This window comes from Bradyrhizobium sp. SZCCHNR1051 (genome assembly GCF_032489615.1).
Lineage (GTDB): Bacteria > Pseudomonadota > Alphaproteobacteria > Rhizobiales > Xanthobacteraceae > Bradyrhizobium.
In genome coordinates this window covers 1-23,297 of sequence record NZ_JAUEYJ010000031.1, presented here as the reverse complement: position 1 = coordinate 23,297, position 23,297 = coordinate 1, and the positions used below count along the sequence as shown (strand labels likewise).

Genomic DNA, 23,297 nt, shown 5'->3' with positions numbered 1-23,297 from the left:
GGGGGAGGGGGGCGCAGTTGAGCACGGAGCTAGAGCGAAGCCTCAAGCGGCCTTCCCCTGTGCCAGCGACGCGAAGGTCTTGCCTTCGTCGGCGAGCTTCTTGAGCAGCGGCGCCGGCTCCAGCGACGGGTCATTGGTCTCCTTGGCATAGAACGCCAGCCGCTCGGCGATGTGCTTCAGACCGACGCTGTCGGCCCAGTACATCGGCCCGCCGCGATAGATCGGCCAGCCATAGCCATAGAGCCAGACGACATCGATATCCGACGGCCGCGCGGCGATGCCCTCGGCGAGGATCTTCGCGCCCTCGTTGATCATCGGATACATCATGCGCTCGAGGATCTCCTCGTCGCTGACCGCGCGCCGCTTGAGGCCGAGCTTGGCCAGCGTCTCATCGATCAGCTTCTCGACATCGGGATCCGGCAGCGGCGCACGCGAGCCGGCCTCGTATTTGTAATAGCCCTTGCCGGTCTTCTGGCCGAAGCGGCCGGCCTCGCACAGCGCGTCCGCGATCTCGCTCTTGATGCCGCGGTCCTTGCGCGAGCGCCAGCCGATGTCGAGGCCGGCGAGATCGCCCATCGCGAACGGGCCCATCGGCATGCCGAACTTGGTGACGACGGCGTCGACCTGCTGCGGCAGCGCGCCTTCGAACAACAGCTTCTCGGCCTGCTTGCCGCGCTGCGCCAGCATGCGGTTGCCGACGAAGCCGTCGCAGACGCCGACCACGGCCGGCACCTTGGCGATCTTGCGCGCGATCGATACTGCCGTGACAAGCGCGTCCGGCGCGGTCTTCTCCGCGCGCACGATCTCGCACAGCTTCATCACGTTGGCGGGTGAGAAGAAGTGCATGCCGAGCACGTCCTGCGGGCGGCTGGTCTCTGCGGCGATGGCGTCGATGTTCAGATAGGACGTGTTCGAGGCGAGCACGGCGCCGGGCTTGGCGTATTGATCGAGCTTGCCGAACACTTCCTTCTTGACGGCCATGGTCTCGAACACCGCCTCGATCACGAGATCGGCATCCTTGACGTTCTCGAGTCCGACCTTGCCATCGATCAGCGCCATGCGCTTGGCCGGCGCATCGGCCGGGATGCCGCCCCGCGCGGCGGTCGCCTCCCAGTTCTTCTGCATGATGCCCATGCCGCGCTTGAGCTGCTCCTCGGCGGTCTCGATCAGCGTGACCGGGACGCCGGCATTGGCGAACGACATCGCGATGCCGCCGCCCATGGTGCCGGCCCCGATGATGGCGACGCGCTCGACCTTGCGGCCCTTGGTCCCCTCGGGCACGCCGGCGATCTTGGCAGCCTCGCGCTCGGCGAAGAAGGCGTAGCGCTGCGCCTTGGACTGATCGCTGGTGAGGAGCTTGAGGAAGCCTTCGCGCTCCTTCTTCAGGCCCTCGTCGAACGGCAGGTCGATCGCGTAGCCGACCGCGTCGGCGGCCGCGAACGGCGCCTCGAGGCCGCGCGACTTCTTGGTGATCGCCGCCACCGCACTGGTGAAGATCGAGCGATCGGCCTTGGCGGCCGCCAGCTTGGAATCGTCGTCACGCAACTTGCGCAGCGGACGGTTCTCCGCCACCACCTTGCGCGCGAAGGCCTCGCCGCCCGATGCCGGCCCCTCGACGATCTCCTCGATCAGGCCCGCCTTGTGCGCCTCCGCCGCACCGATCGGATCGCCGCCGACGATCATCTTGACCGCGAGCTCGGGGCCTACGGCGCGCGGCAGGCGCTGGGTGCCGCCCGCGCCCGGCAGCAGGCCGAGCTTCACCTCGGGCAGGCCGAGCTTCGCCTCCTTGGTGGCGACACGATAATGACAGGCGAGCGCCACTTCGAGACCACCGCCCAGGGCCGTTCCATGAATGGCGGCAATCACCGGCTTGGGGCTGTTCTCGATCGTGCTCAAGACGTCGTTGAGCGCCGGCGGCTTCGGCGGCTTGCCGAATTCGGTGATATCGGCGCCGGCGATGAACGTGCGCCCGCCGCAGGTGAGCACGATCGCCTTGATCGCGGGATCGGCGATCGCCGCCTTGACGTTGTCCAGGATGCCGCCGCGCACTGCGGCACTCAGCGCATTGACGGGCGGACTGTCGATGGTGACGATGCCGATGATGTCATGACGATCAAGCTTTGCCACTTCGCTCACGCGTAAGCTCCTTGGGATGTCGTTTCTTTGCGGCCGGTTAACGTGCCGGCCAATTCTTGGCTTTTCATTTGCGCAGAGTATCAGCCTTGCTTGCGTCTACCCGCTGTTGAACGTCAATTCCGCAGTGCGAAATCTAATTCCACATCTTGACATCCAGGGTTATTTTGAAGCACGAGCGTTGTCAACGAGGCTCATCAATCAACAGCCGATGACATGAAACGCCCAGGGAAGAAACCAGCGACCGATCGGAGCTTCGTCGTCGCGCTGGCGCGCGGCCTGGACGTGCTGCGGGCATTCCGGCCGAATGACGGCCTGCTGGGCAATCAGGAAATTGCCGCGCGCACCAACCTGCCGAAGGCCACGGTCTCGCGCCTGACTTACACGCTCACCAAGCTCGGCTATCTCACCCCGGTGCCGCGCTTCGAGAAATACCAATTGGCGCCATCGGCGCTGGCGCTGGGCTATGCCGCGCTCGCCAACCTCGGCATCCGCCATCTTTCCGAGCCATTCCGCGAGCAGCTGATGCGCGAGACCGGCGGCGCGGTCGCGATCGGCAGCCGCGACCGGCTCAGCATGATCTATTTCGGCCAGAGCCGTCACGGCGTCGTCAACGTTCAACTCGACGTCGGATCGCGCATTCCGATTGCAACTACAGCGATGGGCCGCGCCTACATCTGGGCGCTGCCGGACGAGGATCGCGCCGCGTTGATGCGGGAGATGCGCGAGCATTATGGCAGCCGTTGGCCGAAGATCCGCGACGGCATCGAACGCGCCGGCGAGACCGTCGCGAAATATGGCTTCACGATCTCGGCCGGCGAATGGCAGGACGACGTTCATGCGGTCGGCGTCGCGTTGCGGCTGAACGACGGAACCGGTCCCTACGCCGTGAATTGCGGAGCACCGGCATTCCGCTTCACGGAAGAGCGTTTGCGGACCGACATTGGACCTCGTCTCGTCGCGATGGTAAGGAACATCGAAGCGGCGCTCGGCGGCCTCGCGCTGTCAACTAATCAAACAAGCAGCCCATCAAACAAAGAACTCAATAAGAAGCCGAAGCCAGGAGGAAAAGTTGCCCGTGTTGCCGAGGGTATCAGATAGCCTGCATCATCGCGGTCGGCTGGCGCCGCGTCCTGACCTGAACGATTTCGGGAGGGGCGAGACGAGATGACGCAGGCACAACTCGCCCAGACCAACGATCCGCTGCTCGCCGTCCGCGACGTCAGCGTCGTGTTCGGCGGCATCGTGGCGCTGAACGGCGTCTCGTTCGACATGCGCCAGGGCCAGATCCTCGGCCTCATCGGCCCGAACGGCGCCGGCAAGACCACCCTGTTCAACTGCCTCAGCCGCCTCTATCAGCCGAGCTCCGGCGACATCCTGATGGAAGGCCGCAGCATCCTGAAGCGGCCGCCGCACCGCATCGCCGAGATCGGCATCGGCCGCACCTTCCAGAACGTCGCGCTGTTTCCCAATCTCTCCGTGCTCGACAACGTCCGCGTCGGCACCCACGCGCGCACCTCCAGCGACATCATCTCGGATTCGCTGCGTCTGGCCTGGGTCCGGCGCAGCGAGAATTCCGTCAACACCAAGGTTCACGAGATTCTCGCCTATCTCGACCTCGAGGAGGTCGCGCACAAGACCGTGTCCGGGCTGCCGTTCGGCACCCAGAAGCGCGTCGAGCTGGCACGCGCGCTCGCCGCCGACCCGAAGATCCTGCTGCTCGACGAGCCCGCCGGCGGCCTCAATCACGAGGAGGTCCATGTGCTGGGCGATCTGATCCGGCGCATCCGCGACGACCGCAAGGTGACCGTGCTGCTGGTCGAGCATCACATGGGACTGGTGATGTCGATCGCCGACCACGTCGTGGCGCTGAATTTCGGCCGCAAGCTCGCCGAGGGCACGCCCGCGCAGGTGCAGGCCGATCCCGACGTCATCAAGGCCTATCTCGGGAGCAAGGATCAATGACGCCGCTGCTCAACGTCAAGGACCTGCGCGCCTATTACGGCCAGGTCCAGGCCCTGCACGGCCTCTCCTTCTCCCTCAACGAAGGCTCGCTGACGACCCTGCTCGGCGCCAACGGCGCGGGCAAGACCACCACCCTGCGCGCCATCTGCAACATGGTGCGCTCGACCGGCTCGATCGAGTTCGAGGGCAAGCCGCTCAACAACAAATCGACCGAGAGCATCGTGCGCTTCGGCATTGCCCATGTGCCGCAGGGCCGCGGCACCTTCACCAACATGACGGTGGAAGAAAACCTGCAGCTCGGCGCCATCACCCGCAGCGACAAGGCCGGCATCGTTGCCGACATCGAGCGGATGTATTCCTACTTCCCGAAGCTGAAGGAGCGCCACACCCAGCAGGCCGGCACCCTGTCCGGCGGCGAGCAGCAGATGCTGGCGGTGGCGCGGGCGTTGATGCTGCGTCCCAGGTTGATGCTGCTCGACGAGCCGTCGTTCGGCCTTGCGCCGCTGGTGGTCCGCGACCTCTTCGGCATCCTCGGCAAGATCAACCGCGAGGAAAAGGTATCGATCCTCGTCGTCGAGCAGAACGCGCAGCTCGCGCTGGAGCTCGCCGACCAGGCCTATGTGATCGAGACCGGCCGCATCGTCATGTCGGGTGTCGCCTCGGACATCGCGAACGACGAGAACGTCCGCAAATCCTATCTGGGCTACTAACGGAGGCGGGACAATGGAGCTGTTCACCAACCAGGTCCTGGCCGGCATTGCGACGGGTGCGATCTACGCCTGCATGGCGCTCGCGGTCGTGATGATCTACCAGGCGATCGACCATCTCAACTTCGCGCAAGGCGAGATGGCGATGTTTTCGACCTTCATCTCCTGGCAGCTGATGCAATGGGGCCTGCCCTACTGGGTTGCCTTCGTGGTGACGCTGGCCTTCTCCTTTGCCGGCGGCATCGCCATCGAGCGCGTGCTGTTCAAGCCGCTCACCAAGGCGCCGATCCTGACCCAGGTCGCAGGCTTCATCGCGCTGTACTCGATCATCAACTCCTTTGCCGGACTGACCTGGGACTTCACCATCAAGCAGTATCCGACACCGTTCGGATCGTCGCCGTTCCTGGGCAGCCAGCTGATCTCGACGCATCAGGCCGGCATGATCGGCATCACCTTGCTGCTGCTGATCGGCCTGTACTTCTTCTTCCAGTACACCAGGGTCGGGCTTGCGATGCGCGCGGCGGCGGCGGTGCCCGAGTCGGCGCGGCTGGTCGGCATCAACACGTCCTGGATGATCGCGCTCGGCTGGGGCATGGCGGCGGCGATCGGCTCGATCGCCGGCATGCTGATCGCGCCGGTGGTCTTCCTCGAGCCCAACATGATGGGCGGCGTCCTGATCTACGGGTTCGCCGCGGCCGTGCTCGGCGGCCTCACCAGCCCGTTCGGCGCGGTGCTCGGCGGCTTCCTGGTCGGCATCTTCGAGAATCTCGCCGGAACCTACATCCCGCATGTCGGCAACGAGATGAAGCTGCCGATCGCGCTGGCCCTCATCATCTCCGTCCTGGTCATCAAGCCCGCCGGCCTGTTCGGCCGCAGCATCGTGAAGCGAGTCTGATCATGAGCGCAATCGAGGACATCACATCCCAGGCGCCCGCGGTCGAGGCCGTTCCGAAGCGGGCCATGACCTTGAGCTCCGGTACGACCTTCGTGATCGTGCTGCTGCTCCTGGTGGTGCCGCTGTTCGTCAAGAACTTCATCATCTTCCAGATGACGATGCTCCTGATCTACGGGCTAGCCGTGCTGGCGCTGAACATCCTGACCGGCGGCTCCGGCCAGTTCTCGCTGGGCAACAGCGCGTTTTATGCCGTCGGCGCCTATACTTCGGCGATCCTGATGGAGCAGTACAACGTCAACTACGCGCTGACCCTGCCGGTCGCCGGCGTCATCTGCTTCGGCTTCGGCTTCCTGTTCGGCCAGCCGGCGCTGCGGCTGTCAGGCGTCTATCTCGCGCTCGCCACCTTCGCGCTCGCCACCGCCATGCCGCAGATCCTCAAGCTCGGCTTCTTCGAGGAATGGACCGGCGGCGTGCAGGGCCTCGTCGTCACCAAGCCGGACGCGCCGTTCGGCCTGCCGATGTCGCAGGACATGTGGCTGTATTACTTCACGCTGGCGATCACGATCGCGATCTACGTGTTCTCGGTCAACCTGCTGCGCTCGCGCTCCGGCCGCGCCTTCATGGCGATCCGCGACAACGAGATCGCGGCCTCCGCCATGGGCATCGACGTGGCGACCTACAAGACGCTGGCGTTCGGCGTCAGCGCCGGCATCACCGGCGTCGCCGGCGGTCTCGGCGCCATCGCGGTGCAGTTCGTGGCGCCCGACAGCTACACGATCGTGCTCGCGATATCGCTGTTCCTCGGCATGGTGGTCGGCGGCGTCGGCTGGCTGCCCGGCTCGTTCGTCGGCGCTGCCTTCATCATCTTCGTCCCCAATATCGCCGAAAGCATTTCGAAGGGCCTGTCCGGCGCGGTGTTCGGCGTGCTGCTGTTCCTCGTCATCTTCCTCGTACCGCACGGCTCGCGGCAAGTGGCGATGGTGGCGCAGCAGCTGCTCGGCAAACTCAGAAAGAACTAAGGAGGAACTCTTGCAGCTCGTTCAGCAACTACGAATCGCCGCGCTCGCGACGGCGGTCATCGCCCTCACCTCGGGCGGAGCACTCGCCCAGAAGAAATACGACACCGGCGCCTCCGACACCGAGATCAAGATCGGCAACATCATGCCCTATAGCGGCCCCGCGTCCGCCTACGGCGTGATCGGAAAGACCGAGGAGGCGTATTTCAAGAAGATCAACGCCGAGGGCGGCATCAACGGCCGCAAGATCAACTTCGTCAGCTATGACGACGCCTATTCGCCGCCCAAGGCGGTCGAGCAGGTGCGCAAGCTGGTCGAGAGCGACGAGGTGTTGTTCGTCTTCAATCCGCTCGGCACGCCGTCGAACTCGGCGATCCAAAAATATCTCAACGGCAAGAAGATCCCGCAGCTGTTCGTCGCCACCGGCGCCACCAAGTGGAACGACCCGAAGAACTTCCCGTGGACCATGGGCTGGCAGCCGAGCTACCAGAGCGAGGGCCGCATCTACGCGAAGTACCTGCTCAAGGACAAGCCCGGCGCCAAGATCGGGGTGCTGTTCCAGAACGACGATTTCGGCAAGGACTATCTCAAGGGCCTCAAGGACGGCCTGGGCGACAAGGCCGCGTCCATGATCGTCATGGAAGAGAGCTACGAGACCTCAGAGCCCTCGATCGACGGCCACATCGTCAAGCTCAAGGCCTCGGGCGCGGACGTGTTCTTTAGCGTCACGACGCCCAAATTCGCTGCACAGGCGATCAAGAAGCTCGCCGAGATCGACTGGCATCCGACCCATCTCGTCGTCAACGTGTCGGCCTCCGTCGGCAGCGTGATCAAGCCGGCCGGCTTCGAGAACTCGCAAGGGATTCTTTCGGCCGCCTATGCCAAGGATGCTGCGGATCCGCAGTGGAACGATGATCCCGGCATGAAGAAGTTCTTCGACTTCCTCGCGCAGCACTATCCCGACGCCAACAAGCTCGACAGCTCGACGGTCTATGGCTACGGCGCCGCGCAGACGCTGGTGAAGGTGCTGCAGATGTGCGGTGACGACCTCACCCGCGCCAATGTGATGAAGCAGGCCGCGAGCCTGAAGGACTTCGCACCCGACACGCTGCTGCCGGGCGTCAAGATCAACACCTCGGCCACCGACTTCGCGCCGATCGAGCAATTGCAGATGATGCGGTTCAAAGGCGAGAAGTGGGAGCTGTTCGGCGAGGCGATCAGCGGCGCCATCGAGTAATCGCGCATCGCCGCAGAAAGCGGTGCCGATCTCCACTGGCCCTCCGCGCTATCGGCGCGGAGGGCTTTTTCATATCTGGATCGGCATCGAGCCATTTATCTCAGGCTGTTCTTGCAGAGCACTCACTCGCGGAGATTGCGCCGATCTCTCGCAGTTGCACATGACATGGACCGCCCAGGCACCGCGAAAACACGGACCGTGCCGTGATGTCGCAACCACCCCGGTGCAGCTCTGCTATAGTTCCGGGCGTAACAAGAGCCTCCATCAAGGCGGCCGCGACACGTCAACCAAACCAACACGGGAGAAACGCACCATGATGATCACGCGAAGGGCCGCCCTCGCCTCGGCCGCCGCCATCGTCCTCGCCTCGAGCTCCGCAATCGCCGCCGACAAGAAGTACGACACCGGCGCCTCCGACGCCGAGATCAAGATCGGCAACATCATGCCCTATAGCGGGCCGGCCTCGGCCTACGGCATCATCGGCAAGACGGAAGCGGCCTACTTCAAGAAGATCAACGCCGAGGGAGGCATCAACGGTCGCAAGATCAACTTCATCTCTTATGACGACGCCTATTCGCCGCCAAAGACAGTCGAACAGGCACGCAAGCTGGTCGAGAGCGATGAGGTGCTGTTCATCTTCAATTCGCTGGGCACGCCGCCGAACTCGGCAATCCACAAATACATGAACTCGAAGAAGGTCCCGCAGCTGTTCGTCGCCACCGGCGCCACCAAGTGGAACGACCCGAAGGATTTCCCCTGGACCATGGGCTGGCAGCCCAACTACCAGAGCGAATCCCGAATCTACGCAAAATATCTGCTGAAGGAAAAGCCGGACGCCAAGATCGCTGTGCTGTATCAGAACGATGATTACGGCAAGGACTATCTGAAAGGGCTGAAGGACGGGCTTGGCGCCAAGGCCGCCTCAATGATCGTCATGGAGGAGAGCTACGAGACCGCCGAACCCTCGATCGACAATCACATTGTCAAACTCAAGTCCACGGGCGCCGACGTATTCGTGAACATCACCACGCCGAAATTTGCGGCGCAGGCAATCAAGAAGGTCAAGGAGATCGACTGGAAGACGCTGCATATCCTCAACAACGTTTCCGCCTCCGTCGGCAGCGTCCTGAAGCCGGCTGGCTATGAGAATTCGCAGGACATCATCTCGGCGGCCTATCTGAAGGACGTCTCCGATCCGCAATGGAAGGACGATGCCGGGATGAAGCAATTCCTCGACTTCATGTCCAAGGATTTTCCCGATGGCGACAAGCTCGACGGCGGAACGGTCGTCGGCTACAGCGTCGCGCAGACGCTGGTCCAAGTGCTGAAACAGTGCGGCGACAACCTCACCCGCGAGAACGTCATGAAGCAGGCCGCATCCCTGCGCAACTTCCGCACCGAGATGCTGCTGCCTGGCATCACGATCAACACCTCGGCGACCGACTTCGCACCCGTCAGCCAGTTGCAGCTGATGCGCTTCAAGGGCGAGAAGTGGGAGCTGTTCGGCGACGTGATCTCCGCCGACGTCGGCGGCTAACGACGGAACGCAGTTGAAACCGCCTCCTGCGGCCTCCCGCCGCAGGCGGCGCTCTCTCCAAGCATCTTTGCTGTCTTTGCCAAGAATTTCTTAAGCTAGGAGTTGAAAGAGAGGCGGTCATGCAGCGGCGGCGGTTACGCCGAGCGCGCGGCTGCGCTATGGGGACTCGTCCGGAGTGAAACGAGTCGCCCGCCTTGCGGGCGGATCCAACAACAAGGCCAAGCTCCAAGGCCGAGAAGGAGTCCCCACGTGACCACTGCCCTCACCCGCCGCACCGTCTCCAGCATGCTCGGTCTCGCCCTGGCCGGCGCAGTTGCCGGCAGCGCCCATGCCGACAAGAAATACGACACCGGCGCGAGCGACACCGAGATCAAGATCGGCAATATCGTGCCCTATAGCGGCCCGGCGTCGGCCTATGGCTCGGTCGGCAAGGCGATGACGGCCGTGTTCAAGAAGGTCAATGACGACGGCGGCATCAACGGCCGCAAGATCAACTTCATCTCCTATGACGACGCCTATTCGCCGCCGAAGACGGTCGAGCAGGCGCGCAAGCTCGTCGAGAGCGACGAGGTGCTGTTCCTGTTCGGCGTGCTCGGAACCGCGCCCAATACAGCGATCCAGAAATATCTCAACTCCAAGAAGGTGCCGCAGCTGTTCGTCGCGACCGGCGCCACCAAGTGGAATGAGCCCAAGACATTTCCATGGACCATGGGCTGGCTGCCGAGCTACCAGTCCGAGGCGCGCATCTACGCAAAGTATCTCACCGCGCAGCAGCCCGCCGGCAAGATCGCCGTGCTCTACCAGAACGACGACATGGGCAAGGACTACCTGAAGGGCCTCAAGGACGGGCTCGGTGATGCGTCGCGCCTGGTGCTGGAAGAGAGCTACGAGATCGCCGAACCCACGGTTGAATCGCACATCGTCAAGATGAAGTCGGCCAACCCCGACATCGTCGTGCTGTTCACCACGCCGAAGTCCGGAGCGCAGGCGATCAAGAAGCTCGGCGAGATGAACTGGAAGCCGCTGACCATCATCTCGAACGTCAGTGCCTCCACCGCGGCCGTGATGCGGCCGGCCGGCGTCGAGAACTCGCAAGGGGTGATCTCGGCGGCCTACGCCAAGGACGCGTCCGATCCGCAATGGGCCAACGACCCGGGCCTCGGCGCGTTCAGGGAGCTGCTCGCCAAATATCTGCCGGAAATCAACCCCGTGGATTCGTCGGCGCTGACCGGCTACAACATCGCCACCACGATGGTCGAGGTGCTGAAGCGATGCGGCGACGAACTGACTCGCGCAAATGTCATGAAGCAGGCGGCAAGCCTGAAGCAGTTTGCGCAGGGCGGCCTGCTGCCTGGCATCACGCTGACCACGGGTCCCGACGATTTCCAGCCGATCGAGCAGCTGCAGCTGATGCAGTTCAAGGGCGAGCGCTGGCAGCTGTTCGGCGACGTGATGAGCGGCGAGCTCAAATAGGCTTTGCACGTCGGACGGGCGGCGCCGCATGACCGGCCGCCGTCCGCTGTTGCGCGCCATTTTCGATGCCGCGGTCGCCGCGGCGCATCCCGAAATGGTGCTTCCGGCGCATCTGCCGGCGGCACCCCGGGGGCGGATCATCTGCCTCGCCGCAGGCAAGGGCGCCGCGGCCATGGCGGTGGCCGCCGAGCGGCATTACCTGGACACGCTCGGGTTCGATCCGGCGAGGCTGACCGGCATTGCGACCACCCGTCACGGCCATGGCGTGCCGACCCGGCGGGTCAAGGTGATCGAAGCCGGCCACCCGATGCCGGACGAGGCCGGGCTGAAAGCGGCAGACGACACATTGCAGCTGGCGGCGACGGCCGAAGCCGACGACCTGATGCTGGTGCTGATCTCCGGCGGTGGCTCCGCCAACTGGATTGCGCCGGCCCATGGCGTGAGCTTCGCGCAGAAGCAGCAGCTGACCCGTGCGCTGCTGCGCTCGGGTGCGCCGATCGGCGAGATGAACACCGTCCGCAAGCATCTGTCGCGCATCAAGGGCGGCCGGCTCGCAAGGGCCGGGCAGAAGGCCGAGATCGTCACGCTCGCAATCTCGGACGTGCCGCATGACGATCCCTCGGCCATCGCATCGGGGCCGACGGTGCCGGATCCGACCACGCTGGCCGATGCCCGCGCGATCGTTGCGAAGTACAAGCTCGAGGTCGACCCGGCCATCGCCCGGGCGCTCGATGACCCTGCCAACGAGAGCTGCAAGCCCGGCGATGCCGCCTTTGCCCGCGCCTCGTTCGAGCTGATCGCGCGTCCCGCCAGCTCGCTCAAAGCCGCCGTGGCCAGTGTCGAGGCCGCCGGCTACGACGTGCTCGATCTCGGCGCCGACCTCGAGGGCGAGGCCCGCGAGGTTGCTTCCGACCACGCCAAGCTGGCGCGGGAGGCCCGCGCGCTCGGCCGCCGCATGGCGATCGTCTCCGGTGGCGAGCTCACCGTGACGGTGCGCGGCCAGGGCCGCGGCGGCCCGAACCAGGAATATGCGCTCGCGCTCGCCGACCTGCTCAAGGACATGGAGGGCGTCGCGGCGCTCGCCGGCGACACCGACGGCGCCGATGGCGGCGGCGGCAGCGCCTCCGATCCGGCCGGTGCGCTCGTTGATGCCGAGGTCATCGCCGCGATGCGGGCGCAGGGGCTCGATCCGCAGGCCTATCTCGCCAACAACGACGCCACCACATTTTTCGCCGCGACCGGTGGCCTGCTGCAAACGGGACCGACGCTCACCAACGTCAACGACGTCAGGGTCATCCTGGTCGATTGAGGGGCGCGACTGCGTCCTTCAGAACTCCTCCGCGATCTTGGTCAGCATCGCCAGCAGCGCCTCGCGCCCATCCGGTCCGAGCAGCTCGTTGAGCCGCGCCTCGTGCTTCGACACCACCAGCTTCTTGGCGCGGGCCAGCACGGCGCGGCCCTTCTCGGTCAGCATCAGGATGTGCGAGCGCCGGTCGTTGGCCGAACGCACCCGCGCACACAGGTCGCGGCTCTCCAGGCTGTCCAGCAAGGACACGAAGTTGGGCCGCAGGATGCCCAGGGTGTTGGCGATCTCGGTCTGGTTCCGGCCCGGATTGGCGTCGAGCAGCAGCAGCACCGAGAACTGGGCCGGCGTCAGTTGCAGCGGCGCGACGCAGCGCAGGAAGTCCTCGAACACCTTCAACTGCGCCCGTTTCAGCACATAGCCAAGCAGATCCGACAGCTCGCCGAGCTGGACCGCTTGCGTCTCCTCGACGGCTACGGCAGCTTCCTTCCGGCCTTCCCTCTTGCCGACGGGCTTGGCGCTATCGGCCATCACGATCCGCCGAATTCATCACAATGGCTTCCATCCCTGGTCCCGAATGCCGCAGCCGGAACAGCGGCCTTGAGATTATAATCGATAATTGTTATCCACTATATCAAACACGGGCAGCCGAATTCAACTGCCCAAGACCGGTGGATGGCGCAGGGCGCCGGCCGCGCCCGGTCACCACAGAGGGGGAGCGTCCTGTCTTGAACACAACGATCTTGCTGTTCCTGTTGCAGGACGGCATTACCAATGGCGCGATCTACGCGCTGCTCGGGCTGGCGCTCGTGCTGGTGTTTGCCGTCACCCGGGTGATCCTGATCCCGCAGGGCGAATTCGTCACCTACGGCGCCCTCACCTATGCCTCGCTCGCGGCCGGCCGCACGCCGGGGACCGCGAAGCTTGCCGTCGTGATCGGCTTGGTGGCCTTTGCCTTCGACCTCTATGCGATGCGCAAGACGCTGCACATGCCGAAGATCCTTCGCACCTTCGGCCTCAACGTCGCCTTCCCGGTGGTCGTCATGCTCGCCACGATGTGGGCCGCCGATCAGCGCATGCCGGCCGGCGTCAGCCTCGTACTGTCGCTGCTGATCGTCGCCAGCATCGGCCTGTCGTTGTATCGGATCGTGTTCCAGCCGCTCGCCCACACCTCGGTGCTGGTGCTGCTGATCGCCTCGGTCGGCGTGCATCTGGCGCTGCAGGGCCTTGGCCTGCTGTTCTTCGGCGCCGAGGGCCAGCGCGGCCCGACGCTGCTCACGGCCAGCGCCACGCTCGGCTCGCTGCGCTTCACCGGCCAGGGCATGGCGGTCTATGGCATCACCGTCGCCTTCATCGTCGGCCTCTGGCTGTTCTTCGGCCTGACCCTTTACGGCAAGGCGCTGCGCGCCACCGCCGTGAACCGGCTCGGCGCCCGCCTCGTCGGCATCCGCACCACGCTCTCGGGCCAGATCGCGTTCCTGCTGGCCTCCACCATCGGCGCGCTCTCGGGCATCCTGATCGTCCCGATCACGACGCTCTATTACGACACCGGCTTCCTGATCGGCCTCAAGGGCTTCATCGCCGCGATCATCGGCGGCCTGATCAGCTATCCCTTGACCGCGGTCGCCGCGCTCGTCGTCGGCATCGTCGAGGCGTTCTCCTCGTTCTACGCCTCGAACTTCAAGGAAGTGATCGTCTTCACGCTGCTGATCCCGGTCCTGCTGCTGCGTTCGCTCGCCGCGCCCGCGGTCGAAGAAGAGAAGGATTGAGCCGTGCGCGAGCGTTGGCCTCTCATCGTCTTTGCCGTCATTGTGGCGGCGATCCCGTTCATCCCGGGCATGCCGCCGTTCTGGATCGTGCTGCTCGACAATATCGGCCTCTCCGCGCTGGTCGCGATGGGGCTGGTGCTGCTGACCGGCGTCGGCGGTCTGACCTCGTTCGGCCAGGCCGCCTTTGTCGGCTTCGGCGCCTACACGACTGCGGTGCTGTCCGCCAATTACGGCGTATCGCCCTGGCTGACCTTGCCGCTGTCGCTGCTGGTCTCCGGCCTCGCCGCGGTGCTGCTCGGCCTCGTCACGGTCAGGCTGTCCGGCCACTATCTGCCGCTCGGCACGCTCGCCTGGGGCCTTGGCCTGTACTACCTGTTCAGCAAGCTCGCCTTCCTCGGCCGCAATGACGGCATCTCCGGCATCCCGCCGCTGTCGATCGGCAGCCTCAAGATGCTCGATCCCGGCACGATCTATTTCGCGATCTGGGCTGCCGTGCTGATCTCCGCGCTGCTGACGATGAACCTGCTGGACTCCCGCACCGGCCGTGCCATCCGCGCGCTGCGTCGGGGCCACATCGCAGCGGAAGCGTTCGGCGTCTACGCGCCCCGCGCCAAGCTCCTGGTGTTCATCTACGCGGCCGTCCTGGCCGGCCTCTCGGGCTGGCTCTATGCGCACTTCACCCGCGCGGTGAACCCGACGCCGTTCGGCGCCCAGGCCGGCATCGAATATCTGTTCGTCGCCGTCGTCGGCGGCGCCGGCTATGTCTGGGGCGGCGTGCTCGGCGCGGCGATCGTCGTGGTGCTGAAGGAGGTGCTGCAAAGCTATCTCCCGCTGCTGCTGCATGGCGAGGGCCAGCTCGAGACCATCGTGTTCGGCATCCTCCTCGTCACGCTTCTCCAGCTTGCGCCGACCGGCCTGTGGCCGTGGCTGACGGCGCGGCTGCCGTTCAAGCCTGTTGCCAAGCAGCCGGACACGTCGGTCAAGCTGCCGGCGCGGGAGCGATCTGCGACGACTCCAAACGTACTGCTGCAGGTCGACAACGCGCGAAAACAGTTCGGCGGCGTGGTCGCGGTCAACAACGTCTCGTTCGACGTCCAGGCCCGCGAGATCGTGGCGCTGATCGGTCCCAACGGCGCCGGCAAGAGCACGACCTTCAACCTGATCACCGGCGTGCTGCCGCCGACCTCCGGCAACATCGCGGTGCTCGGCAAGGCCGTCGGCAACGCCCCGCCGCAGGACGTCGTCAAGCTCGGCATTTCCCGCACCTTCCAGCACGTCAAGCTGGTGCCGGACATGACGGTGCTGGAGAACGTCGCGATCGGCGCGCATCTGCGCGGCCGCTCCGGCGCGCTCTCCAGCATGTTCCGGCTCGACCGCGGCGACGAAGCCAAGCTGCTCGCCGAGGCCGCGCGCCAGATCGAGCGCGTCGGGCTCGGTGACCAGATGCACCAGCTCGCCGGCTCGCTATCGCTCGGACAGCAGCGCATCGTCGAGATCGCCCGCGCGCTGTGCGTCGATCCGATGCTGCTCTTGCTCGACGAACCGGCCGCGGGCCTGCGCCACATGGAGAAGCAGCGCCTCGGCGCGCTGCTGCGCGACCTCCGCGCCGGCGGCATGTCGGTGCTGCTGGTCGAACACGACATGGGATTTGTCATGGACCTCGCCGACCGCATCGTGGTGCTCGATTTCGGCACCAAGATCGCCGAGGGCACACCAGCCGCGATCAAGACCAATCCCGAGGTCATCAAGGCGTATCTCGGAGCCACCGCATGAGCACGCTGCTGGAAGTCACCGACGCCCACGTCTCCTACGGCAAGGTCGAGGCGGTCCGCTCGGTCTCGCTCACCGTCGCCGAGAACGAGATCGTCACCATCATCGGCGCCAACGGCGCCGGCAAGACCACGCTGCTCAGTGCCATCATGGGCGTGTTTCCGCTGAAGGGCCGCGTCGCGTTCCTCGGCGAGGACATGGCCCGGCTGGAGATCGAGGATCGCGTCGCGCGCGGTCTCTGTCTGGTGCCGGAGCATCGCGAGCTGTTCGCCACCATGAACGTCGAGGATAATCTGCAGCTCGGCGCTTTCAGAATGTCGAAGGCGCACGCCGCACGCGGCTTCGAGCACGTCTACACGCTGTTTCCGAAGCTGAAGGAGCGGCGCAAGCAGCTCGCCGGCACGCTCTCCGGCGGCGAGCAGCAGATGCTGGCGATGGGCCGTGCCTTGATGGGTGCGCCGAAGATGTTGATGCTGGACGAGCCGAGCCTCGGTCTGGCGCCGATCATCGTCGCCGGCATCTTCGAGATCGTCGCCAAGCTGCGCCAGGAAGGCGTCTCGGTGCTGCTGGTCGAGCAGAACGCCAAGGCCGCGCTGCAGGTCGCCGACCGCGCCTATGTGATGGAGCTCGGCGAGTTCGTGCTCAACGGCAAGGCCAGCGAGATCGCCACCGACGAGCGGGTGGCGGCGAGCTATCTCGGCTTTGCCGAGACGGCCGCGAGCTGAGCCTGATGTCGATGGGGTGAGGCGCTGCTTCAGGAGGGCGCCTCCTTCGACAGCAGGAAATCGACCATCACGCGCTCCAGCGCCCGGTACATGTCGGTGCCGGTCGCCGTCAGGCAGCCGCGCTGGCGCGCAGCGGCGATGAAGGGCGAGACCTCGGGCCGGGTGATGACACAGCCGCAATAGGCTGACGAGTTGATCGTCGCGATATCGACGGGCAAGGGATCGCCGGGCTGCATGCCCGCAGGCGTCGCATTCGCGACCATGTCGAAGCCACCGGCATCGGTGCTGCCGACGAGCGCGCGGCCCCTACCCCGTTCATTGAGGCGCGCGATCAGCGCGTCACGACGACCTGGATCGCTGTCGTGAATGGCGAGTTCGCGCACGCCCGAATCGATCAATGCAAGGGCAATCGCCGAGCCGGCACCACCCGCGCCGACCTGCAGCGCGCGCACACCGGCGGGCTCGAAGCCTTTTGCCCTCGCAGCACCGACAAAGCCGAGACCGTCGACCATGTCGCCATGCCAGCCGCCGTCCGGGCTGCGGCGCATCAGATTGACGGCGCCGATGAAACGCGCGCGCTCGGTCGCGGTTGCACAGGCGCGATAGCAGGCGAATTTGTGCGGAATGGTCGCGACGATGCCGTCGAGATTCTTCACGCGGGTCATCGTCGCCAGGAAGTCGGCGAGATCAGCCGGCGCGACTTGCACCGCGACCAGGATCGCATCGCTGCCGCGATCGGCAAAGGCCTGGCTGACGCCGGCCGGCGCGCGCACCTGAGCGATGGGATCGCCGATGATGATGTGGAGCCGGGTGGCTCCAGTGGGCGCAGGGATCATGGCGGGCTTTCCGGCAAAAACTCTAAAAGTCATGGTCCTGATGGCCGAAAGGCCGGCTCACCGAGCCGGCCTTTCCTGATCGAAGCTATGGTCCCCGCAAGCTCACTTCGCCGGGACGTATTTTCCGTCCTTCACGGTCAGGATGATGCGGGCGCGGTCGTCGAGGCCGGAGCGATCCTTTTCGGTGAAGTTGTAGACGCCCTGCGAGGCCGCCAGGTCCTTCTCGGTCAGCAGCGCCTGGCGGATGGCCTCGCGGAACTCCGGCGTGCCGGGCTTGGCGGTCTTCAGCGCCACCGGAATCACGCGCTTGAGGATCTCGAACGCGTCGAACGAGTGGCCGGCGAACTGGCTGCGGCTGTTCGGGCCATATTTGCCCTCATAGGCCTTGTTGAGCTCCATGCCCGGCTTCTTGGTGAGCGCGCTGTCGTCCTGCGTCTCCGGCGACATCACCGGACCGGACGCCATGATCACGCCTTCCGCCGCCTTGCCGGCGATGCGGATGAAGTCCATGCTCGCAGCACCATGGGTCTGATAGATCAGGCCGGTATAGCCGCGCTCGCGCAACTCGGTCTGCGGCAGCGCCGCCGCGGTGCCGGAGGCGCCGACCAGGATGGCATCCGGATTGGCAGCGACCAGCTTCAGCACCTGGCCGGTGACCGACGTATCCGGACGTGCAAAACGCTCCTCGTCGGCGATCGTGATGCCCATCGGCACCGCCTGGTTCTTCAGGTCGTTGAACCAGAGGTCACCGTAGGAATCGGAGTAGCCGATGTAGCCGACGGTCTTGATGTTGTGCGCCTTCATGTGCTCGTACAACACCTTGCCCATGATCGGCACCGGCTGCGGCATCACCACCGACCATTTGGTGCGCTCGGGCGTGACCGGGAACGGCGCCAGGCCGAAATGCGGAATGCCGGCTTCATTGGCGACGTTGGAGACCGCGATGGTCGGCGGCGTCAGCGCCGAGCCCATGATGATGTCGGCTTTCGACTCCGTCACGAAGCGCCGCGCATTCGTCGTCGCCGTGGTCGGATCGCCGCCGTCGTCGAGCACGATCACCTTGAGCGGCACGCCGCCGATCTCCTTCGGCACGAACTCGAGCGCATTGCGCTCGGGGATGCCGAGCGCCGCGCCCGGCCCCGTCGTCGTCGTGGTGATGCCGATGGTGATCTCGCTGGTCTGCGCCAGCGCCGGCGCTGATGCCAGCATCGCGATGACGCCAGCCGCCGCCAGATAGGCCTTCCTCATAAAATCCTCCCTCAATCTTTTCGGTTCAGCTCGTGATCCGCCGATCCTGTTTGCAGTCCCGCCCCGACAGGGGCGTCTTCCATCTCGGCTGGCCGATGCGTGTCCAAACGTGATCATAGCATTGAACACGAGAAGATCACCTCTCACCAGTCGACCAAAGCACGACGACGATTCATCCTTAAGACGGCCGCATGTCGCACCCATTTCCGCGCCTCATTCCCCGAGAAACTTGGCTCGCATCTCCTCCGGGAAAGGCGCCGATTTCAGCTTGTCCGGGTCGGCCGGATCGCGCCCGACCAGCACCCGTGTCTCGAACCCTTCGATGGCCAGCCCCTCACCCTTGAACACCTTGTGGGTGACGTCGAAGGACGAGCGCTTGATGCTCTCGATTCGGCTCTCGATCGTGATCCAGTCGCCATAGGTGGAGGGGATGTAGAACTTGGCGCGGGTGTCGACCATGGGGATCCCGACCAGGCCGTAGCGGCGGACGATGTCCTGCTTGGAAAACCCGGCCGCCTCGAACATGACAGAGGTCGCATCGTCGAACATCGCGAAATAGCGCGGATAGTAGACGATGTTGGCGGGATCGCAGTCGCCCCACTGGATCTGCACGTCGCGGCGGTGAACGAACATCGATTAAGCCTCGCTACGCCAACAACAACGGTCGGTAGGGTGGGCAAAGGCGCGACGCGCCGTGCCCACCATTTTCCGGGCCGGTGGGCACGCTGCGCTTTGCCCACCCTACGGCTCTCTCCGTCATTGCGAGCGAAGCGAAGCAATCCAGGGCCGGGTCGGGACTCTGGATTGCTTCCGCCTTCGCCCGATGGGCTGCGGCGGATACGTCGTCGCTACGCTGCTCGCAATGACGGAAAATCACTTCGGCGCCATGCGCAGCGAGCCGTCGAGGCGGACGACCTCGCCGTTCAGATAGGCGTTCTCGACCATATGCAGCGCAAGTGCGGCGAACTCATCGGCGTGACCGAGGCGGCGAGGGAACGGGATCGCGGCGGCGAGCGAGTCCTGGGCCTCCTGCGGCAGGTTGGCGAGCAGCGGCGTCAGGAATAGGCCGGGCGCAATGGTCAGCACGCGGATGCCGAACTGTGCGAGCTCACGCGCGATCGGCAGGGTCATGCCGACAATGCCGCCCTTCGAGGCCGAATAGGCGGACTGTCCGATCTGGCCGTCATAGGCCGCGACCGAGGCGGTGTTGATGACGACACCACGCTCGCCGGTCGCCTGCGGCTCCAGCTTGGTCATGCCGTTGGTGACCAGACGCAGCATGTTGAACGAGCCGATCAGGTTGACCTTGATGACCTTCTCGAAATCGGCCAGCGGCATCGGACCGTCGCGGCCGACGACGCGCTTGGCGACGCCGATGCCGGCGCAGTTCACCAGCACGCGCGGCTGCTGGCCGAGCGCCTCGACCGCCTTGGCGACGCCGGCTTCCGCGCCGGCGGCATCGGAAACGTCGCAGACCACGGCCACGCCCTTGATCTCGGCGGCGACCTCCTCGGCCAGCTTGGCATTGAGATCGAACACGGCGACCTTGGCGCCCTGGGCAGCGAGCTTGCGGGCGGTGGCGGCCCCGAGGCCGGAAGCGCCGCCGGTGACGATGGCGGCCTGATCCTTCAACAACATGTCGTTTCTCCCTTGGATGCGTCGATCAGCCGGCGATGATGATGTCGTCGTCCGGCGTCGCGGCGTAGATGCGTTCGATCAGGTCCTTGCGGTGCTCCAGCACGGCGCGCTGGTTGATCGATCCCTTGTCGGTGACCTCGCCCTTGTCGATCGACAGCGGCACGCCGAGCAGGACGGCGCGCGTGATGCGCGTCGACGACCCGGTCGCGGTCTGCAGGAATTTTGCGAAGCGCTCACGGAAGGCCTCGATGATCAGCGGATCGGCCGCCGTGGCGGCGAGATCGTCGAACGGCAAGGTCGCGTTGATCAGCCGGCAGCCGTCGGGGTCGAGCACGACGATGGCAGCGATCTCGTCGCGGTTGATGCCGGCGATGATCACGTCGCGCGCCAGCGGCGCGCAGGCCGCGACGAAGCGCGCCCGCAACGGGCCGACCGAGACCCAGGTGCCGGACGCCAGCTTGAAGTCCTCGGCGACACGGCCGTCGAAGTCGAAGCCGGCATTGAAGTCGTCGGGATCGACGGGCTTCAGCGCGTCGCCCATCTTGTAGTAGCCTTCGTCGTCGAAGGCCGCGGCCGAGACCTCAGGCAGGCGCCAATAGCCCGGCGTCACGTTCGGCCCCTTGGCCCGCACCTCCATCTTGCCGTTGTTGGGCACGAGCTTGGCCTCGTTGCCCGACACCGGCAGGCCGACATGGCCGGAGCGGCTGGTGCGTGGATTGACCGACATGAAGAACGGTGCGGTCTCGGTCGAGCCGAGGCCCGTCAGCATCGGCACGCGAGTGCCGGTCTCGGCCACCGAGAGCTCGTCGAGCTCGTTCCAGACATGCGGCGCCAGCGCGGCGCCGGAGAAGAACATCGCATGCAGCCGCTGGAAGAAGGACTTCCGCAACGCCGCGTCCTCGCGGAAATAGGGCAGCAGCGACTCGTAGCCCTTGGGGACGTTGAAATAGACCGTCGGCGAGATCTCGCGCAGGTTTCGCACGGTCTCCTCGATCCCGCCCGGCACCGGCTTGCCCTGGTCGAGATACATCGAGCCGCCATTGAACAGCGTCAGCCCGATGTTGTGGTTGCCGCCGAAGGTGTGATTCCAGGGCAGCCAGTCGATGATGACGGGCGGCTCGTCCTTCAGGAACGCGAGCGTCTCGCGGATCATCACCTGGTTGGCGCAGATCATGCGCTGGGTGTTGATCACGGCCTTCGGGTTGCCGGTCGAGCCCGAGGTCAGCAGGAACTTCGCGATCGTGTCGGGGCCGATCTTGTCGTGGGCGGCGTCGAGGCCTCCGAACAGCGGCGATGCGATCAGATCGGCGAGCATCGTGATTTTGCGGCCCGGCACCGAGCCGAACGACGCCACGATCTCGGTGCCCTCGGGCACGTTGGCGACGAGCGCGTCGGCGAACTTGTCGGCGTCGTCGACGAAGACGAGGCCCGGCGTCAGCAGCTTCATCAGATAAGCGAGCTTGCCGTAGTCGCGTGACACCAGCGAATAGGCTGGCGACACCGGGCAGAACGGCACGCCGGCATAGAGCGCGCCGAACGCGACCAGCGCATGATCGATCGAATTGCCCGACAGGATCATCACCGGCCGGTCCGGCGACAGCCCGCGCGCGAGCAGCCCCGACGCGATGTGCCGGCTCGCCGCCAGCAGCGTGGCATAGGTCAGCTCGCGCCAGCCCTCCGGGCCAACGCGCTCGGCCATGAACACACGCTCAGGCGTGGCTTTGGCGAAGTGATGCAGCCGGTCGGTGATCCGCGGCGGATAGTCGCCGAGCGGCTGCTTCGGCCGGAGATAGATGGTGCCGTCGTCGCGGCGGTCGACCGTGACGGCCGGGTCGTTGAACGAGATCGCGCGCAACGGATGAACACTGGCGGTGCGCGCCGTGTCGTCCGTTCCTCCCTGTGTGCTTGTTATTGTTTGTGCGGTCATGTCACGTCGGCTTCACTTTTGCGGTCTTGTGATCGAGGAAGGCGCGGATGCGATTTTTGGCCTCCTTGTCGCTCTGCGCGACGGTGGCCATCAGCGATTCCATCAGCAGGCCGGTCTGCGGATTGGCCTCGGCGATCATCGGCAGCGCCTGCAGCACCGCGAAATTGGTCAGCGGCGCGTTGTTCGCGATCTTCGTCGCCAGCTCCATCGCCTTGGTCATCGAGGCGCCGGCCTCGACGAGATATTGCGCGAAGCCGTAGGACGAGCCTTCGGTGGCCGAATAGACCCGGCCGGTCAGCATCATGTCCATCATGCGGGCGACGCCGATCAGGCGCGGCAATCGAACAGAGCCGCCGCCGCCGACGAAGATGCCGCGCTGGCCTTCGGGCAGCGCGAAGTAGGCCGACGGCTCGGCGACACGGATATGCGCGGCGCAGGCGAGTTCGAGGCCGCCGCCGATGACGGCGCCCTTCAGCGCGGCGATCACCGGCACGCGGCAGTACTGGATGCGGTCGAACACGCGATGCCACATCTGCGAATGCACCAATCCCTCGGTCGCGTCGCGCTCGCGCAATTCGGAGAGATCGAGGCCGGAGGAGAAATTGTCGCCGATGCCGTGGATCACGACACAGCGGACGTCTTCGGGCAGGCTGGTGAAGCAATCGCCGATGGCGAGGATGATGCCGTCATTCAGCGCATTGCGCTTGGCCGGGCGGTTGAGCCCGATCGTCAGGACGGCGCCCTGCTGTTCGATCTGCAGCAGAGACGGATCGCCCGCTGGCGTGGCGGTGTCGGCGTTTCCCATCGCTTGATTGTGTCCTGTTCAGAATAGTTATGTTTTATAACGATCTTCGCGGGAGTCAACAAGCGGCGCCCGACATCATGTTGTGCGATGCAAAAGAACAAGCCGCCGAGGGCTCGGTCACGCGCAGCATCGTAAGACCCGCCTGCGCGCAAAGGCAAATGACATGATCCGGCATTCCCGCGGCGAAATCACGCCCGGGGCTTGCTGATTTGGATCGCCCTCTCATGCGGAGGGCACAGGGAAGGCCAGGCGTCGGCTGACGCCTGCGGCCCGCCTGCGAGAAAAAATGCAGGCGGCAGGTACCACAGGTGCA

20 protein-coding genes are annotated in these 23,297 nt (G+C 65.2%); 12 read left to right on the top strand and 8 right to left on the bottom strand.

The genetic code is table 11. The annotated features are described in order from the left end of the window. Positions 1 to 42: 42 nt before the first annotated feature. On the bottom strand, positions 43 to 2,136 hold the full coding sequence (locus QW868_RS30445) for a 3-hydroxyacyl-CoA dehydrogenase NAD-binding domain-containing protein (protein WP_316232282.1): 2,094 nt from the start codon (positions 2,134 to 2,136) through the stop codon (positions 43 to 45). Positions 2,137 to 2,349: 213 nt separating this feature from the next. Between QW868_RS30445 and QW868_RS30440 the strand changes: the two genes are divergently transcribed. From QW868_RS30440 to QW868_RS30400, 9 genes are all read left to right on the top strand, one after another. Beyond that, positions 2,350 to 3,234, top strand: a complete 885-nt coding sequence (locus QW868_RS30440; protein WP_316232281.1) for an IclR family transcriptional regulator — start codon at positions 2,350 to 2,352, stop codon at positions 3,232 to 3,234. Between the two features lie 66 nt (positions 3,235 to 3,300). After that, positions 3,301 to 4,098 carry an ABC transporter ATP-binding protein gene (locus tag QW868_RS30435; RefSeq protein ID WP_315734696.1) on the top strand — a complete coding sequence of 266 codons (798 nt, stop codon included), beginning with the start codon at positions 3,301 to 3,303 and terminating at the stop codon, positions 4,096 to 4,098. Then, positions 4,095 to 4,808 carry an ABC transporter ATP-binding protein gene (locus QW868_RS30430; RefSeq protein WP_316167364.1) on the top strand — a complete coding sequence of 238 codons (714 nt, stop codon included), beginning with the start codon at positions 4,095 to 4,097 and terminating at the stop codon, positions 4,806 to 4,808. The genes QW868_RS30435 and QW868_RS30430 overlap by 4 nt, the downstream gene beginning before the upstream one ends. Positions 4,809 to 4,821: 13 nt before the next feature. Further along, positions 4,822 to 5,700 (top strand): branched-chain amino acid ABC transporter permease, encoded by an 879-nt coding sequence (locus tag QW868_RS30425; RefSeq protein WP_315753504.1) that lies wholly within the window; start codon positions 4,822 to 4,824, stop codon positions 5,698 to 5,700. 2 nt (positions 5,701 to 5,702) lie between these two features. Continuing rightward, on the top strand, positions 5,703 to 6,719 hold the full coding sequence (locus QW868_RS30420; protein WP_315813428.1) for a branched-chain amino acid ABC transporter permease: 1,017 nt from the start codon (positions 5,703 to 5,705) through the stop codon (positions 6,717 to 6,719). A gap of 10 nt (positions 6,720 to 6,729) precedes the next feature. Continuing rightward, positions 6,730 to 7,953: an ABC transporter substrate-binding protein gene (locus QW868_RS30415; protein WP_315775507.1), complete on the top strand. Its 1,224-nt coding sequence runs from the start codon at positions 6,730 to 6,732 to the stop codon at positions 7,951 to 7,953. 313 nt (positions 7,954 to 8,266) lie between these two features. Continuing rightward, positions 8,267 to 9,490, top strand: a complete 1,224-nt coding sequence (locus QW868_RS30410) for an ABC transporter substrate-binding protein (RefSeq protein ID WP_315734707.1) — start codon at positions 8,267 to 8,269, stop codon at positions 9,488 to 9,490. A 249-nt stretch (positions 9,491 to 9,739) separates the two neighbouring features. After that, positions 9,740 to 10,963: an ABC transporter substrate-binding protein gene (locus QW868_RS30405; protein ID WP_315734709.1), complete on the top strand. Its 1,224-nt coding sequence runs from the start codon at positions 9,740 to 9,742 to the stop codon at positions 10,961 to 10,963. 28 nt (positions 10,964 to 10,991) lie between these two features. After that, positions 10,992 to 12,272: a glycerate kinase gene (locus tag QW868_RS30400; RefSeq protein WP_316232280.1), complete on the top strand. Its 1,281-nt coding sequence runs from the start codon at positions 10,992 to 10,994 to the stop codon at positions 12,270 to 12,272. 18 nt (positions 12,273 to 12,290) lie between these two features. On the opposite strand, the gene QW868_RS30395 is transcribed toward QW868_RS30400, so the two are convergent. Next, positions 12,291 to 12,797 (bottom strand): MarR family winged helix-turn-helix transcriptional regulator, encoded by a 507-nt coding sequence (locus QW868_RS30395; protein WP_315734713.1) that lies wholly within the window; start codon positions 12,795 to 12,797, stop codon positions 12,291 to 12,293. Positions 12,798 to 12,994: 197 nt separating this feature from the next. Between QW868_RS30395 and QW868_RS30390 the strand changes: the two genes are divergently transcribed. The 3 genes from QW868_RS30390 to QW868_RS30380 are packed head-to-tail and all read left to right on the top strand — an operon-like array spanning position 12,995 to position 16,530. Next, positions 12,995 to 14,035: a branched-chain amino acid ABC transporter permease gene (locus QW868_RS30390; RefSeq protein ID WP_315734716.1), complete on the top strand. Its 1,041-nt coding sequence runs from the start codon at positions 12,995 to 12,997 to the stop codon at positions 14,033 to 14,035. 3 nt (positions 14,036 to 14,038) lie between these two features. Next, positions 14,039 to 15,808: a branched-chain amino acid ABC transporter ATP-binding protein/permease gene (locus QW868_RS30385; RefSeq protein WP_316232279.1), complete on the top strand. Its 1,770-nt coding sequence runs from the start codon at positions 14,039 to 14,041 to the stop codon at positions 15,806 to 15,808. Beyond that, a complete protein-coding gene (locus tag QW868_RS30380; protein WP_315753527.1) occupies positions 15,805 to 16,530 on the top strand; it encodes an ABC transporter ATP-binding protein in 726 nt (241 codons plus the stop codon). Before QW868_RS30385 ends, QW868_RS30380 begins: the two co-directional genes overlap by 4 nt. A 29-nt stretch (positions 16,531 to 16,559) precedes the next feature. Here the strand turns inward: QW868_RS30380 and QW868_RS30375 are convergent, their stop codons facing one another. From QW868_RS30375 to QW868_RS30350, 6 genes are all read right to left on the bottom strand, one after another. Beyond that, positions 16,560 to 17,366 (bottom strand): shikimate dehydrogenase, encoded by an 807-nt coding sequence (locus QW868_RS30375; protein WP_315772632.1) that lies wholly within the window; start codon positions 17,364 to 17,366, stop codon positions 16,560 to 16,562. Positions 17,367 to 17,468: 102 nt separating this feature from the next. After that, complete coding sequence (locus QW868_RS30370; RefSeq protein ID WP_315734724.1) at positions 17,469 to 18,614, bottom strand: ABC transporter substrate-binding protein; 1,146 nt, start codon at positions 18,612 to 18,614, stop codon at positions 17,469 to 17,471. A 213-nt stretch (positions 18,615 to 18,827) separates the two neighbouring features. After that, positions 18,828 to 19,247, bottom strand: coding sequence for a thioesterase family protein (locus QW868_RS30365; protein WP_315813435.1), 420 nt, complete (start codon positions 19,245 to 19,247; stop codon positions 18,828 to 18,830). Positions 19,248 to 19,487: 240 nt separating this feature from the next. Then, the gene (locus QW868_RS30360; RefSeq protein WP_315783751.1) at positions 19,488 to 20,252 is read right to left on the bottom strand and encodes an SDR family NAD(P)-dependent oxidoreductase; all 765 of its coding nucleotides are present in this window, start codon (positions 20,250 to 20,252) and stop codon (positions 19,488 to 19,490) included. Between the two features lie 25 nt (positions 20,253 to 20,277). Continuing rightward, complete coding sequence (locus QW868_RS30355) at positions 20,278 to 22,179, bottom strand: feruloyl-CoA synthase (protein ID WP_316232278.1); 1,902 nt, start codon at positions 22,177 to 22,179, stop codon at positions 20,278 to 20,280. Position 22,180: 1 nt separating this feature from the next. Further along, positions 22,181 to 22,984: a crotonase/enoyl-CoA hydratase family protein gene (locus QW868_RS30350; RefSeq protein ID WP_316232277.1), complete on the bottom strand. Its 804-nt coding sequence runs from the start codon at positions 22,982 to 22,984 to the stop codon at positions 22,181 to 22,183. Positions 22,985 to 23,297: the final 313 nt, after the last annotated feature.